This window comes from Bacillus sp. MYb56 (assembly GCF_002976445.1).
GTDB lineage: Bacteria > Bacillota > Bacilli > Bacillales > Bacillaceae_G > Bacillus_A > Bacillus_A mycoides.
This window is the reverse complement of sequence record NZ_PCOH01000054.1, coordinates 1-15,891: the sequence shown is the minus strand read 5'-3', so window position 1 is coordinate 15,891 and position 15,891 is coordinate 1. Positions and strand designations below refer to the sequence as shown.

The 15,891-nt window shown below is 32.9% G+C and carries 11 protein-coding genes and 5 pseudogenes; 4 read left to right on the top strand and 12 right to left on the bottom strand.

Going from position 1 to position 15,891, the window contains the following annotated elements; translation table 11 throughout:
• Positions 1-186: 186 nt before the first annotated feature.
• The 4 genes and pseudogenes from colA to CQ058_RS28980 form a co-directional block, all read right to left on the bottom strand.
• Entirely contained in the window at positions 187-3,093 is a 2,907-nt protein-coding gene (gene colA / locus CQ058_RS28990; RefSeq protein WP_105590147.1) for a collagenase ColA, read from the bottom strand.
• Between the two features lie 292 nt (positions 3,094-3,385).
• Positions 3,386-4,554, bottom strand: a pseudogene (locus CQ058_RS32535) (ABC transporter permease).
• Positions 4,555-4,612: 58 nt separating this feature from the next.
• Positions 4,613-4,825, bottom strand: coding sequence for a CDI toxin immunity protein (locus CQ058_RS33100; protein WP_419761141.1), 213 nt, complete (start codon positions 4,823-4,825; stop codon positions 4,613-4,615).
• Positions 4,826-4,833: 8 nt separating this feature from the next.
• On the bottom strand, positions 4,834-5,013 hold the full coding sequence (locus tag CQ058_RS28980; protein ID WP_002187481.1) for a CDI toxin immunity protein: 180 nt from the start codon (positions 5,011-5,013) through the stop codon (positions 4,834-4,836).
• A 1,005-nt stretch (positions 5,014-6,018) separates the two neighbouring features.
• On the opposite strand from CQ058_RS28980, the pseudogene CQ058_RS32530 reads away from it, so the two are divergent.
• A pseudogene (locus tag CQ058_RS32530) lies at positions 6,019-6,267 on the top strand (hypothetical protein); the annotation flags it as partial.
• 32 nt (positions 6,268-6,299) lie between these two features.
• Here the strand turns inward: CQ058_RS32530 and CQ058_RS28970 are convergent.
• From CQ058_RS28970 to CQ058_RS28960, 4 genes and pseudogenes are all read right to left on the bottom strand, one after another.
• Positions 6,300-8,114, bottom strand: a complete 1,815-nt coding sequence (locus CQ058_RS28970; RefSeq protein ID WP_002187480.1) for an acyltransferase family protein — start codon at positions 8,112-8,114, stop codon at positions 6,300-6,302.
• Positions 8,115-8,472: 358 nt separating this feature from the next.
• On the bottom strand, positions 8,473-8,820 hold the full coding sequence (locus CQ058_RS28965; RefSeq protein WP_308729293.1) for an FtsX-like permease family protein: 348 nt from the start codon (positions 8,818-8,820) through the stop codon (positions 8,473-8,475).
• 45 nt (positions 8,821-8,865) lie between these two features.
• The gene (locus CQ058_RS32010; RefSeq protein ID WP_157380024.1) at positions 8,866-9,138 is read right to left on the bottom strand and encodes a hypothetical protein; all 273 of its coding nucleotides are present in this window, start codon (positions 9,136-9,138) and stop codon (positions 8,866-8,868) included.
• A gap of 359 nt (positions 9,139-9,497) precedes the next feature.
• Positions 9,498-9,665: pseudogene (locus CQ058_RS28960) on the bottom strand (Holliday junction resolvase RecU); the annotation flags it as partial.
• A gap of 520 nt (positions 9,666-10,185) precedes the next feature.
• Here CQ058_RS28960 and CQ058_RS28955 point away from each other — a divergent pair.
• Positions 10,186-11,082 carry a VanZ family protein gene (locus tag CQ058_RS28955; RefSeq protein WP_258169579.1) on the top strand — a complete coding sequence of 299 codons (897 nt, stop codon included), beginning with the start codon at positions 10,186-10,188 and terminating at the stop codon, positions 11,080-11,082.
• A 307-nt stretch (positions 11,083-11,389) separates the two neighbouring features.
• On the opposite strand, the gene CQ058_RS28950 is transcribed toward CQ058_RS28955, so the two are convergent.
• Both CQ058_RS28950 and CQ058_RS32525 read right to left on the bottom strand, forming a co-directional pair.
• Positions 11,390-11,623: a hypothetical protein gene (locus CQ058_RS28950; RefSeq protein ID WP_002191584.1), complete on the bottom strand. Its 234-nt coding sequence runs from the start codon at positions 11,621-11,623 to the stop codon at positions 11,390-11,392.
• Positions 11,624-11,693: 70 nt separating this feature from the next.
• Positions 11,694-11,825, bottom strand: coding sequence for a hypothetical protein (locus CQ058_RS32525; protein ID WP_258169578.1), 132 nt, complete (start codon positions 11,823-11,825; stop codon positions 11,694-11,696).
• A 238-nt stretch (positions 11,826-12,063) separates the two neighbouring features.
• Between CQ058_RS32525 and CQ058_RS28945 the strand changes: the two genes are divergently transcribed.
• Complete coding sequence (locus tag CQ058_RS28945) at positions 12,064-12,378, top strand: hypothetical protein (protein ID WP_000589781.1); 315 nt, start codon at positions 12,064-12,066, stop codon at positions 12,376-12,378.
• A gap of 532 nt (positions 12,379-12,910) precedes the next feature.
• Positions 12,911-13,390, top strand: a pseudogene (locus tag CQ058_RS28935) (site-specific integrase); the annotation flags it as partial.
• A 155-nt stretch (positions 13,391-13,545) separates the two neighbouring features.
• Here the strand turns inward: CQ058_RS28935 and CQ058_RS28930 are convergent.
• Entirely contained in the window at positions 13,546-15,636 is a 2,091-nt protein-coding gene (locus tag CQ058_RS28930) for a right-handed parallel beta-helix repeat-containing protein (RefSeq protein ID WP_002191586.1), read from the bottom strand.
• An 82-nt stretch (positions 15,637-15,718) separates the two neighbouring features.
• Positions 15,719-15,781 (bottom strand): annotated as a pseudogene (locus CQ058_RS28925) (N-acetylmuramoyl-L-alanine amidase); the annotation flags it as partial.
• Positions 15,782-15,891: the final 110 nt, after the last annotated feature.

Sequence of the window (15,891 nt, the reverse complement as noted above, 5' to 3'; positions counted from 1 at the left end):
AAAACCCCGAATCATGGGGCTTTTTTTAAGTGTCCATGATTCGGGGTACAGTTCAATCATAAGGGATTCTTTTTTATTTCATTCAATTTTTTCTCGAATATTACATTATTCTTTGTTAAACAAATAATCAAGGAACAACAACAGTCTCTTATTCATTACGGTTCGTCGTGATATAATTAAATGAAGTTATTTTACTACTAATGAGTATGTTCCCTTTCCGTTTTCCTTTTCAAAAAATGAGACTAAATAATACTTCCCAGGTTTCGCTTCAAATTTCCCTTTTATATTATTTCCATCCGCTTGGCCCGTAATAACAGGATGTTCTAAATCTGATTCGTGATATACATCCCATTGTATCCCAATTCCCTGTTCATCTATAAAAGAAATATCTACTTCTTTTGGAGATGTGACATTGAATGTGTGCATATACGCCAAATTCGGACGATCCATATTTCCTTTTGAAAGCTTATTAAAACGAATTACCTTTGCATTTTGATAGTTATGACCTGCTGGCTCATCCTGTTTTACGGTAACCGATGTTTGTCCTCGGCCTACTTTTCCTTTATTATCTTTCACTGTTAGCTTTGCAGTATATGTTCCCTCTTTTCCATATACATGAGTAGGATTTGCTTCTGTACTTGTTGTACCATCCCCAAAATCCCAGAGATAAGAAACAATTTTTCCACCTGTGCTTTCTGTACCATCGCTATGAAACTCAACTTTTTCATTTAACATCTCATTGTATGGCCCATTCATATTTACTTTAATTGTCTGTTTTTCTTCTTCTCCCGTTGCAACGCCATGGAATACAACATCGTAATCAAATTGATTGTTCGCATTCACACGATAATTGACAAAATACGCTGTAACTGTTTTGTAGCCGCTCCATTCTTTTTGCGCTAACTGTTCTAAAGATTGATTGATTTTCTTGCTCATCGTTTTCCAATCCTCAGATTCTCCTTTTGTTACGCCACCTGTATATGTCCCTTCTAATGTAAACGTATCAAAAAATTGAGACTTATGCTTTGTAATCGTTGCATCTTTTATCTTTGCTACATCTGTAATGTCTTTCTTTACATCAGCTAGTGGCTTTAGTGAAGGGGTAGCTAAATAATCATCTGATACTTGCGGAGTATTATATGTACCCTGATTATCAATTAACTGCTTCATATAGTCTTGGTATCCTTTATTTAAATTTGGATCCTTACTTAAAGCTTCACGATATGCATCATAATTCTTCACATCATTTGCACGAATGAAATCTTGAATCTTATCGAAAGTTTCAAATTGATGAGTATATAAGTAAGACTGCAGTGCAAAAGAATAATTATAAAAGTCCCATTTTTCGTCTCCTTCTCCTTCTCCATATTTCGAAAATAATGTTCGTTCTGCTGTATAACGTTTCGCAGGATCAGATGATAATCCACTAATTATACTTTTGCGCGGAACAACATTATTCGTACGAGTAGATCCTGCAAAAAATTCTGCATTTCCTTCTTCAAACCAAGTCAAACGTTGATCTTGATACATTTCTCCTTGTCCCCATGATCCTGGAACTTCGTATCTTCCCTGTAAATAGTGTGTAAATTCATGACGGAACAATTCTTCCAAACTATAACGACTTTGCTGCGGTGTACGCTCAAATGTAAAGAACGTTCCGATTCCTTCAATATAAATTCCACCATTATTCGTATCATATCCATATAGTTGGCTATTTCGTTTATATTCATCTGGATTATTATAAATGACGATTGTCAGTACATCATCAGCTTTCTCTGATTCTAACGCTCCATCTTTTCCAATTACACGATGATACTGCGCTTTTACTTCTTTTGCAGCCCAATATAGTTTCTTAACCTTTTCTTCCGTTACTTTATCTCCTGTTTTAAATACAATAGAGCCGTCATCGAATGTATACGTTTTTGGTAAGTACTGCTGCTGGCCTTCTTCACGTATTTTCTTGAAATCTACTGTATTTCCGTTATAATCTTTACCACCATAGTTTGTTGAAATTTGCTCTACCGCATTAAAATAAGCCTCACTTAAACGAGGGTACATATGCATTGCTTGTGTAAGTACTTCTAAAGGTTTATTTGGATTACTATGGAAATTCCCTAAACGACCAGTATAATATATACCATTATTAATTAACCATTTATTTTCTGTTGTTAGATGGTTCAAAAGAGCCATTCGACTAACTTCATTTATGTAACCATCAATTTTCCCATACCATATTGTTTCATCCGCTTTTTTACGTGTCTCAAACAAGTAAGACTGTATATCATCATCAATCCCTTGTATAAGCTCAAACAAGGCGTCCCCTTTCTTCTTATCACTTATATATGTGGAAATATTATCGTTATATTGCTTTAATATATTCGCCGCATATTGAACTGTTTCAGCATCACAAGAAGCGTTTCTAATTAATTTACCGTATGCAGATACCACTGCATCCTGTTTATCTGTACCAAATTTAAAATTCGGATTTTTTGCAATTGCTTTTAATGCAGGTAAACATTTATCATGAAAGCTTCGCTCATTTAAATAGCTTACCTCTTTATTATTAAAGCCTACATAAGATATGGAACGTAATACTTCAGCAAACGTCTCAATCCCTTTTGTATCATCTTTTGTAAATGTGCTTCCACGACGACCTAATTCATCAATAATAACCTGTATTCGCTCTTTATTCTGATAAAACTCTTTTGTTTCTTGATTAAATTGATCTAAATCTGTAATTTGATTCCAACTAATACTTGCCAATGTATCGATGAATTCGTCATTACTCATTCTATTCAGCTCTGCCACAGAATACTTTTGCTGAAATTGTTTTGCCGCTGCTCGTTTCACGACCGGAGCTGGACGTTGTGAAAAATCGTTCACTTTTAAACGTTCTTCATAAGACAATGTTTCGTCTGCTTTTGTAGAATGTGCAATTTCATCTGTTGAAGTTTCTATCCCAATTGGTTTCTTTTGTAACACATTATAAGGTGTGTTTTCTTCCGCTGATACTTGTGTTTGGATACTTCCAAATGATAAGGCCATTGTACTAATACCGAGCATCATTTGGGTAAACCTTGATTTCTTGTTCATAACATTTCCTCCATTTATATATTACATTCAATAAATAACATATTATCTCGATGAAATAATGTAAAATGCAATATTGCATATTCTTTCTTTGTACATTTCTGTATACGGTAATGTTGAACAAAAAATCATAAAATGCCTCCTATTTTTGTGTTTAAAAACCTTGTAAATTTATGTGTGTTCGGATAAACATACCTTTGCAAACAAAAAAGAATCCCAAAAGGAACGAGGGATTCTTTTTTGTTTTATCTTTTTATCAGAACCACATTAAATAAAGAGCTTTCTACTAATAAACTTATTCATAACGAAGGGCTTCAATTGGATCTAATTTTGCTGCTTTGTTCGCTGGAATCAACCCGAAAATAATACCAAGTCTCATAGAGAATAACACACCGCCAACGACTACTTGCCATGAAACAAGTGGTGGCCATTTTGCAAATGTTGACACAATATATGCACCTCCATAACCAAGGCCAATTCCAATTAGTCCCCCAAGAAGCGTTAACATAACAGCTTCAATTAAGAACTGTAGTAAGATTTTACTACGCGTTGCTCCAAGTGCTTTACGTACCCCAATCTCACGAGCACGCTCTGTTACAGATACAAGCATAATGTTCATAACACCGATACCACCAATAATCATCGTCATGATATTTGTCATTTTAGAAATACCCTCTTGAATTTCTTTTAAGTTTAGTACCTCATATTTACCTGTAAACTCACTTTGCTTACGACTATTTAATACATCAGCTGCTTTCTTTCCAGCGGCATCTAAATTATCGATTTTTTTAGCTTGGACAGAAATACTTTGAATTTCATCTGTTCCATACAACGTTGGCCATAACGTTAATGAAATAACGCCTCGGAATCTCCCATTCCCATAAATCCACCTGTAGCTTCATATACACCAACGATTTGCATTGGTTGGCCTTTCATCTCAATGATTTTTCCAATGGGATTCTCTTTTTCAAATATCCTTTTTTTTAAACCCGCGCTAATCATGACAACATTATTTCCTTGTTCAATATCTGTATCATTTAAAGAACGACCTTTTTTCACCTTAACTTTATTTACAGCAAAGTATTCATCGTCTAGCCCTTTTATATTTACCATTTCTTTTTTATCATTAACATCTAGTGTTTCCATATTTGAATTTGTCTTAATTACATGTACAATCTCTGGAATCTTCTTAATTTCAAGAATATCTTCTTCTGTCAATTTCGGTTGTCCTATTGATTCCATACCGGATGAATCATTCATGTTGGCCTTATACTGAATAGAAATCACACTATTTCCAGAACCAACAAATTGTGATTTTAATGCAGCTTCCCCGCCCTGTCCAATCGCAACAACGGTAATAATAGAACCTACACCGATAATAATCCCAAGCATTGTAAGGGCTGAGCGCAGCTTATGAGCTAGAATAGAAGATAGGGCAATTTTGATACTATCTAGTAAACTCATACCGCACACCTTCTGTCTTCTGTAATTTTTCCATACTGATCACGCACCTTTTTTAGAATCATACTATCAGTATGTCCAAGTTTAGGAGATTACTTGCAATAGTCTTGAAATTTTCGCACCAGAACCCATATATCCAAGTATCAAAGCTAACCGCATTAACATCGTCTATTACTTCGAAAACCTTATCTAAGTCTGTCTTACTAATTGGTAATTTCCCTTCATCCCAAATTAAATAAACCTTCTTATTATATTCATCGTAACAACTATTCAAATATGAAATTATTCATCAATTGTATTTATTTCAATGCACTGAGTTATTTTTGACCATTCAATACGTCCCCCTTGTGTAATATAAAAATTAGTTTCAAAATTTATAAGAACCATTTCTCTTTCTTCTTTAGATAAGATTCTTATATTCTGTCCCAAAGTTTCAATACATTCCTCTAACAATGTTCCCATACTATCACCTACTTGTTTAAATAATTTAATAATGATATATAAGTTTCTTCGTTCCCCTCAAGTCGAACCTTTTTATCGGGTTGTAAAGAGATATGAGGAAAAGGGAGTGAAATAAATAATCGTATACAACCACTCTCTTATTATATATATGTTCTGTTTGTGAACATATAAAAAGGGAAAAGAATTATAAAAATCCTTCTCCCTTTTTACCTACTGGAACTTTCATAATCATTAGCTTCGCAGTACATCGAAAAATGCTGTAGAATTTACCTTTTCTATCATAACAATATAAGCCGTCTTTTAATGTGTAATATTGCATATTAAAATAAACTGCTATCTATATAAGCACTTACTATAATGAGAGTATAAAGATTCATAATATCTTAATATAAAAAAGGAGGAAATGATTATGGAAATCGCAATGGCAATTTTGAAATTTGTAGGTGGAGTACTTCCATTCGTTCAAGAACTTTTAAAAGCATTTATGTAGGCTTATCATTTAGCAATTATTTATAAGAATTATCATACAAATGATCTGTATATCAAAGATGAATTGATGTGCAGATCATTTGTGTGAGCAAACTTTAAACAAGAAAAAGAATCCTAGAAACCATAAGGGATTCTTTTTCTTTATGTAATTAAGGCTATAACATTTTTTCTACCGATAATGGGACGTTATGTTAACTTTACATGGATGTCCTATTCATCCAAATTTGCACAAAATTGTCCTTGCTGATGGTACAATTAGAGGGTTCTGGTGCAAACCTCGAATGCTGTCAAAATATACACAAAAATATGAGAGTAATTACGAACGTTCAATCTTTACAAAGTATAAAAATACGGATTTTTATATTGACTTCCGAACAACTCATTCTCATGAGAATATAACATTCATGTTGGATTATCTACGTAATCATTTTTGCACCAGAACCAAAAATAAGCCCAAAGAATTAAATAATTCTTTGGGCTTATTTTTAAAGTTAGGAAGTTACATTCTTTCTTCCTATAAATAATCTCACAGAACAGGACCAGCGACATGTAAAGCGACAGACACTTTTCCAAATCCGCAGGATTTCTAAACATTCGTCATGCCTCACGTATAGTAAAAGGCATCGAAACCATTCATGCCCTGTATAAAAAAGACGGAGTCTTCAACCAAACTTCGCTTTTTCGACGTATAATGAATTACAGAAATTATTGATGACTGCAAAAAATTTGTCTTCCTCAACCATAGATCTTTTACATTTCAGTTAATTTTGCAAAAGAAGTTAATAAAATATATCTAATTATTGATTCACCGCTTTGGCTACAAGTGCTGCGTATGCTTCTGCACCTACTTTGGTTAAATGCACACCATCAGGTGCAAAGTAGTCTCCCTTTCCAGCACTTGCTGCATACCAATCTACTAGAGTTATATTCGGATATTCAGATGTTGTCGCTTTTAATCTCTCATTCACGATTGATTCCCACGGACGTGGTACCCTCGTATTAATAAATATCATTTTACGTTCATTCCCAATTAAATTTATTAATGATACAAGTTGCTCCGTAGTAAAGGCTCCATTTGTACCTAGCCCAATAATGACATAGTTTCCTAAATTCCCTTCATTCTTTAACTGTTCAACTATAGGAATCGCTTTTGACAGCTGGCGACCAATCTGTGCATCAATCCTAATATCAGGAAAAGTATTTTTTAAATATGGAGCAATATCAATCATAACGGAATCGCCTATCGCTGTAATGCTGGGAGAATTTTTAGGTTGCGCAGAATCTACTTCTTTTGATTCTTCTTGATTCTTGGGCGTCTCTTGAATTGGATTTTCCCAAACTGCAACTGGATGTTTCGCCGGTTGTGTTTGTACTGCTTCCACCTTATCTAGTTGCGGATTCTCCTTGGCCTTACTAACTTTTGATAACCCAAAGACGGCTATCGACGAAACGAATACTGCACAAATTAAAGCTAACTTAACACCTAAAGCGACATTTTGAAGTCTTAAATTCTTAAACTGAATATTTCGAAGCGCACCTTGTCGGATTGGTTTTTCAATATACTTCCATGAAATTTGCGCAATCATTATAATGAGAAGAAATTGAAGAATTGCTCTTATTAGTGAAAAATCCCCAGTATTTACTTTTGGAGTCGTCAATGTAAGAATTGGATAATGCCAAAGATATATGCCATACGACCTTATTCCTATCCAACGTAAAGGTCTAAATCGTAAAAATTGAGCGATACGGCTCGCTGGATGAGCAAGATTTGCCACTAACAATGCTGTTGCAATTGATAAGAGAACCATTCCTCCATTGTATAGAAACGGATCATATTGATTCGTCTTCCAAAACATAAGCAATATAATAATAAGAGCAGTTCCTCCCACTACATCAAGAATGAGACGCGCCTTTGGAATAATTTTATTTGCAAGCCTATTGCTTGGCCAAAGTAAGGCAAGTGCCGCTCCAATAAGTAAAGAAAAGGCCCTCGTATCTGTGCCATAATAAATTCTGCTCGGATCAGTTCCAGGTTCATACAAAATTGCCATCGCTAAAGCTGAAGCAACAGCTCCCAGACAAATCAATAAAATCATACGGGATTGTTTTTTTATGTGGTAAAGTCCTAAACTAATGATAAACGGCCAAACAGCATAGAATTGTTCCTCAACTGCTAACGACCAAAAATGATTCAATGGAGAAAGCTGGTTAAAATTATCAAAGTACGATAATTTATGATAGATATACCACCAGTTACTAACATAAAATAACGCCGCTAATGAATCTCCACACATTTTTTCAAGTAAAGAGCTATGAAAAATCGTAATCCAGGCCAACGTTATAACGAGCATAACAAACATTGCTGGAAGCAATCTCCTTGCCCTACTAAGCCAGAATTTCTTCAAATCAATTCTCTTATTTCTCTTCCACTCCATCGCTAGAATATCTGTAATTAAATAACCTGAGAGTACAAAAAATACAGTAACCCCTAAAAATCCTCCAGGCATCCAATTAAAATTAATATGATACAAAATAACACCTAGTATAGCTAGGCCCCTTAGACTGTCTAATCCAACCATATAACGACTATTTTTTTTAAAAGGTTTAGTCACCTACAATCACCTCTATTTCTTGGAAATTAGGTAAATAATAGCGGTATAAAATGCTATTAATTTCCTAAAATCGTATAAGCTAAACTATTACAAACATCATTTGGGAAGGCTCTCTTTTTTATAATAACATGCACAGCAACTAACACTTTATCACTTTATCACTTTATATGGTAGTTAAATTTTCTCGATCCACACTGAATAGTCCCTTATAAGCCCCATACAAGTAATAAATTATTACAAAAACAAAAAAAACGAGCTGAATTCCCCATAAATAACTGTAGAGATATAAAATTTTCACTTTTGGGATATTTCAAAATTTTAGCTCGATGGGCATGTAGCGGTACCCCTAATGAATTTTTTACTTTCTTAGTGCCTCAGCAGGCTCAGTATTAATAAGCTTATAACTTGCTGTTATGCTGATCACGATAACAATAATTGCTGTTACTAAAATGGAAAGAAACATTTGAAGTATCGTGATAACTAAACCAAGATCAAAAGCAATACTGATAAAATATGTGAAACTAATTAGAAAAGCATTAAAAACAGACGCCATTCCCGATAACAATACATTTTCACTGAGTATCATTCTTCGTATTGCGCCTTTACTAAAACCTAGTGCAGATAGTAGCCCCAATTCTCTATATCTTGAATTTTGCAACTTAACAAGCAGAATGATGCTGATAAAGAGACCTATTGCTAAAATCAGAATGGATACTATTAAAAACAGGCGGTTAAGGCTATTAAAGGTGCTTTACAAGGCCGCAACTTCGCTTGAAATATTTTTACTATCTATATCTTTTACTTTCAGCATTTTGTTCACAGAAACAATATCATCAAAACTTATCACATCATAGCTAATTGAATAACATTTTTTATCCTTGATATTCTTATAAAACTCCTGATCAACGTCAGAGATTACAATGAAATCATCATAACCAGCATTAAAGATACCGCTAATCATTATAGGAGATTTGAATTCAAATGCTAGTGGAACCAGCACACCAACATACGGGAATTTTATCAATGCTGGATTTCGAGATGTTTGGATACAGGTGGGTAAATGAAAAGGACTTACCTGTTGCCAGGGTTCTGATCTATTGAATGCCGCGTCCTCTCTAAACAAAAGAATAGATTTTATTTTGTTAAAAAACGGTTGGAACCCAATTATGGCGGATGTGGTAGGAGAAGAACAGCATGACAGAACGTCAACCGCTCTCTGGCCGTCCGATCACGCTGGAGTAGTGGTTAGCTTGGTACTTCCCTCCTAAAAAAAGGCTATCTTAAAAGACCCTGATAAATAAAGGATACAATCAGGGAAATATGAATAACGATAATCTGCTACTCCTATAAAACAGATTATCTATCTAATCGTGTAGGATTCTCTGTAGTTTTTGCTTCATAGAATCCATTTAATACACGGCCACCTTTACTTTTTAACACCTTCACAGGAGTCGGACGCTTGTTTATAAGCGCTACTCCCCCTCGTTGATACATTTCATTCGCTAGATTAATATGCATTTCAAATGCCATACCACGGTTTCCTAGTCCCATTGTTATTCCTCACTTTCCACTTGTAATTTTCTATTTCAATTGAATATGCAATATCCCATATTTATTTATTGTAATATCAATTTATTAACTATCATTTAATAGCGCATCATTAATATTCATTGATAAATCAACATTTGTAATTTGATTCCTTATATTAAGCTCTGATAAAATACTTTTAAACACTTTATTCAAATGTTTACATTGGGATTTATTGTTATACACAGCTATACGTTTTTTGTTTATTATATAGCAGAAGAGTAAGGTAAGAGTTACTCTTTGCCATTTTAGGAAAGGTTCTGTTGGAGACAACAGGACCTTTTTTCGTAAAAGGATTAGCTTACTTTTAAAAACTTTGCAACAGAACCGAATTACTACTTACGCCAACATAGTTTTATTGTTATATTTAAAATATGAGAATTTGTGAAATTATCAATACGAACAATTATTAGTAATAGGAGGTTTTATTATCAAAGGAAAACATCGTAACATTACCCTCGCAATATTAGGACTATATTCCGTTCTGATTCTCTACTTTATGTTCCTTGGTTTCGATAGATTGGGATTAAAATATATTAATCATGAATATGAATTCCAGTTAATTCCGAGTAATATTCCTTTGAGCTTGCCAAATATGGTAGATAGAGAAGATTTTAATCTATGGTTTTTTAATTTTGGAAATTTAACAGCATTCATACCTTTTGGGGTATTAATTCCTATGTTATATCGTTGTAGCTTTATTAGATTTATTACTTCATTCTGTATTTCTATTCTTATACTAGAAGTACTACAAATGGTTACTTTTCTTGGTGGTTTTGACATTGATGATGTAATTGTGAATGCAATGGGTGCTACGATAGGATTTTGTGCCTATAAAATAGGATTTCGCTCTAATAATACTTTGAAAAACTTTATTATTACAGGTGTAATAGCATTTATCTTGACATTAGGAGTACTTGTAGTTGTAGGTGAAATTAATAAATCATTAGAAAAGGAACAACAATCCCCCAAAAATGGAACCGTTATAGCGCTAAATCAACTGACAGAAAGTACTGGATATGTACCGAATGTTAACAATTCCACTAGCTTTGAAGTGGCTCATAAAAAAATTGAACCTAAATTAAATATGTTTAGTAGTAAAGGGACAAATTCTCAGCAATTTAAATACTTGCTAAAAGGTAAGTATGCAAAACTTTCGGGATATCTCGGTATCCCTGATAGTGCGAGCAAACATTCCGGTAAGATAATTTTTTCTATTGATGGAAAAGATGTACAAACCATTCGATTTTCTGAAGAAAGCATATCTACATCCACAAGTTCCTTTAAGATAGAGTTGGCTAAAGCAAATGTACTTAGTATTAAATTTATTGATACAGATGCATTGCTATGGGATGTCAAGCTTACAGAATGGAAAAAATAATGAATTGAATTCCACTAGTTTAGATACTAGCGGATTAAATCTCTGGTTTAATACTACAAATGGTACAAACTTACCTGGGGCTATAGTCTCAGGTGTTTTTTGTTCGTTGTGTTCGTTTGTTTTGTTACCCCTTATCATCCCTTAACAACAAATAAGACGATAAACCGATCACGGCAGCGCCTAAAATAGCCATTCCTATACACATGTATGTTATAACCTTATCAAATGTCCATTTTTTTCAGTTTCACATTCATTGTGTAATTTCTACAAAATAAAAATGAAAGCACCCGAATGGATGCTTTCATTTTTATTTCATATAACCATTACTATCGAAGTAATATGTTACCCCGTCAATTACCCTTGATTCATTTGTTGCAAGTCCATAATTTCCAGGAATCCAATACATCCATTTCCCATTAGCAGACGACTGTTCCCAACCTTCTTTCCTAACTAGCTTTCCACCAGGGTTGAATAAGTACCATCTACCGTCTATCTTCAACCAAGGGCTATTATTATCACAAGGATCAGATGGGTCAAACATAAGTATCCCCTTGACATAATACCAATCTACTTCATTTTCACTTTGCACCCAGGAGTCTATGGAAACCCTATTAATATTCAAATGGTAAATCAGAAATAACCTGTCCTTTTTCCTCTTCATGACCTTCATCACATAATGCCACAGCAGGTATAACTAATCCTGCCGTTAACGAAAACGCTATTATTTCTTCTTTGCTTTGCATGTTTTTCACCCCGTGAAATCAATAAAATAATATATAAAGATGAATTATTTTATTGATTGTGTCAAAAATAGAAGAGTGCATTTTATCAACATTTTTTATAAAATTAATTGTCTATTATTTGTTATTTGCGACTGATGATATGTGTCACTCCTGAATTAGAAAGATACACATTTTGGGGAGTTTTACAAAAAGAAGATATCACGCTTACTGACGTAACATAATTAAAGGAGAATAGAACTTGATAAAACATATACTCAGTTTCATTCTTGGAACAATTGTTATATTAATTGGTTCCTCTTGGATTATTCCTTACACCCTCGAAGCAATTGACAGTAACGTAAGTCATATTACTCGTGACAAAAAGTATTTTAGTAAGCTATATGACTATGATATTAACCTTTGGATGATTGCAAACTTTATATTTTTCATTTTTTGTGCAATTACTGTTCTTATATGTAAGTTACCTAATTATAAGAAGAACAGAAGTACTCATATAAAAAAATATAGTCATACAAATCAGCGTAAAAAAGCAAAGAGAAGGCGTCGTAAATAATTGTTTTTTATAGGGGTACTCACATCCATCAACTTAAGAATTTAGAATTACCCAAAACGAAAAAGAGTCCTAAATTAATTGGGCTCTTTTTACCTTTCTAAAATGTGAAATTTTGTATAAAAGTTTACATTCACTTCTTGAATCATTTATAGCTAATTTTGTAATAAATTTTTCAATATAGGTATAACTGTTATTTATGGTTTTGATATAAAAAATTAACAAAAAACAATATAATATAAATAAGATAGTAATCCCTTTTGTATTCTCCTTGTACTAAAGATAAGATTGTGTTCCCGATCTTATCTTTTTTCTTTGGAGATTTTTGATACAAAAAAGGAATCCTTATAATAAGGATTCTGCAACAGAAAATAACAAAATATAAATAATAAAAAGAATTACTTATATTATAGCTCATATAGCAATAATATAATATTGAGAAATATTTACATAAATTCAGTATGTATTACGTAGTGTAAGTAAAGCTAATTTCAAAATTTGATATACTAAAAGAAAAGATTAGGATGATAAGGCTATGCCAACAAAAGAATTTCAAGACACAATACAGCATTTTTCTTCTTTCTTATTAGATAAAGGAAGAAAACCTTTCACAATTAAACGATATGTTTATGATATTGAAGATTTTGGTCAGTGGTTGCAAAAATCAAAAAAGCTTCCCTTACGCAATATATGGACGACACTTAGTACCGAGGGTTATGAAGAGTATTTTAATGATTTAAAGAAGCAACGAAATTACTCTGATAAAACGATACATCGTGTTTATATTGTCCTAAGTAGACTTTATCAATATTTAGGCCTACCTAATCCATTAGAAGATATGAATCTCATGATTCAGCCTAATCGGGCGTTACGTGATGAAGACTTTATTTCTAAAGAGGAAGAAAAACGGCTAAAGTACATATTAACTTCATTAGAAGGATTAACAGAAAAACAACGCTCCGCTCGTCCAGTACTTATGGATCGTAACATTGTTATTGTGCATTTACTCATTAATGTTTGTCATCTATGTACAGTCATGCATTATAACTGCAAATATGTATAAGAATATAAACGGTATACTATACGGATTCATTTGGATTGAATACAGAATTTAAACTTAATGAATTGGTGGATGTAGAATAAAAACGGGCTGACTCGAAAGAGCCAGCTTTAATTCACAGCAGGTAAATTGATATTTGTAAAGGTGTTATTCGAATTGATGAAGTTACGAATATGATTTTTATTTGTGTAATATTTTAAATTCAATGGTGCTGTTCCTGTATAAACAAATCCATTGTCTTTTAAAATTAACTCGTTTACTCCCGCTGCTGCCCCTGAAGCTAAGAGAGCAGCGAATGCTGGATTATCAATAGTAACATTGCATTTCTCTACTATATAAGTTGTATATGGACGATTTGTATCAGATAAGAATAAATTATTTTTCGTATTAATGGAGATAGCACAGTCTTCCAGTGTAGTGTATGGTACTTGATTATCCACATTTGTAATACCAACTTCGCACGTTGTATCTATAAGTTTTGATTTAGTAACTCTAATATTCATTGGACGCCCACTAAACAAATGATTTCTTAACTCGCAATTAAGAAATTCTGACCTTGTGAACTCACAAACGTCTACATTTTGAGTATTAGGGTTTTCTGATCTGACTCGTAGATTTTCGAATTTACAACTATCATATTCTTTAACTTTAAACGTCATCTCTCTTTGTGTTAAAACCGATTTAAAGGTACATTTTCTTATTTTATTTGCTTTTATCCATGGTGTGGTAGTCGGATTTTCTGTAAAAATAATGTGATTATTATCAAATGTGCAATTATCTCCCAATGTAACGAAATCAGGATTTACGTATTGATTGTAAGATAAAGAAACCCTATACGAATCATTAGTTAAATTCATATTACCGCCTGTAAAACTATTTTCTATAATATTCACAAATGCCGCACTAAAATTAGAAGTCATGAGTCCAATGTTATTTTGACAGTTGTATAAGAAATTATCCTTAATAGTTGCATGCATTAAGGAATAAAGATTAATCGCTAGGTAGTCTATATTGTAAATATGATTATGTTCTATTAAGACATCATAGCAACCAACTAAAATGCCGTGATAACTCCCGTAAATTTCGTTATCTTTTATTGTACAGCTTGCTCCGTATGAATCTTCCATGTTTATTGAATAACGAGTTGGATCGTTGAAAATAGGTTTCCCATCCAAAAACCTAACCAATCCTTTTCCGTTATCGCGGATTTTATTATTTATAACTTCGTTGTAATTCCCCCCTAAAGTGATACCACCCCTATGACCATTAAAAACCTCGCATTTTTCAACAGTGTTATGGTGAGGGATACCACCAAACATAATTGTATATTGCAGATTCTTATTTACATTGTTTTCATTATAAAATTGAAGTCTAAATTTCATTGCGTTAACTGGGATTGAAATATCTGTATAGATTCTTCTTTTCTTCATAACCCCTATGAATTTGTTGTTATTATCGTAAAAGAAGATATCCAAGTCTTTACTATTTAAATTTGTTGTTCTAGCGTATCCTGCACCAGCTATAAGAAAGGAAGTAATCTTTGGTGTTAAATCTTGAGGTATGTTTAACATCTTTGTTGTGAGTGTATTCGTAGAAGGAATAGGTTGTCCAGTGTTGTAATCTAAGGTACTCAAAGTAAGACCTTGATCAAATTCTCCATAATCAAATATCGAGTTTGAGCTAAATGAAATATTATCGCCCATATAATCGCGAACCTTACAATTTTTCACAGAACAATAATTTGAACTTTTTTGAAAGAGAATACCATACGTATGCTCCATTGCTACTTCTAAAGGATTAGAGAAACTTCTGTCGTCCCTACATCCAATTATTGTTCCAACAAATAAATTAGAATTGGTGACTTTACTAAATACGATACTATTCCCTTTGAAGTTGTAATAATCAGTAGTTGTTCTATTGTCAAATGGCGATTTTTTATTAGAATCGTATATAACTTTTAATGTTGATCCATTTAAATTAAAATCCAAATCGGAAACCATAACAATCTCACGTGGGTAACATAGAGCGTAATTGCCTTTTGGAAGAATAACTTCAGAGTAATTATTAGATGCTGCAAATTGTAACGCATTGTTTATCCCCTGAATATTCTTATCAGCTTGTATATAATCTGCATCTACATAGGGTTTAGTAGGTAACCCTTCTTTTATGCCCCACTGATTTAATTCAATTAAATAATCCAATTATTATCACCTCTTAAATTTCTTAATATAGTATATTCATTGATAAAATAAACCGTCCCTTAAAAGGAGATGGTTTTAAAAATCATTTCACATATACATAGGCTTCATTTGCAGTAACGTAATATGTTTTGCCTTTGCTATTGTGTGGTGCTACCCCACATCCATCAACTTAAGAATTCAGAATTACCCCAAAATGAAAAAATGAGCTATTTGTTATAAGTTAGCAAAAAATTTTGTTCTTTGGTACTATGAAAT

Coding starts and splice junctions, on each gene's coding strand:
- colA (WP_105590147.1), bottom strand. CDS start 3,093: ATGAACAAGAAATCAAGGTTTACCCAAATGATGCTCGGTATTAGTACA.
- CQ058_RS28980 (WP_002187481.1), bottom strand. CDS start 5,013: ATGGGAACATTGTTAGAGGAATGTATTGAAACTTTGGGACAGAATATA.
- CQ058_RS32525 (WP_258169578.1), bottom strand. CDS start 11,825: ATGCAAAGCAAAGAAGAAATAATAGCGTTTTCGTTAACGGCAGGATTA.
- CQ058_RS28950 (WP_002191584.1), bottom strand. CDS start 11,623: ATGTTTGACCCATCTGATCCTTGTGATAATAATAGCCCTTGGTTGAAG.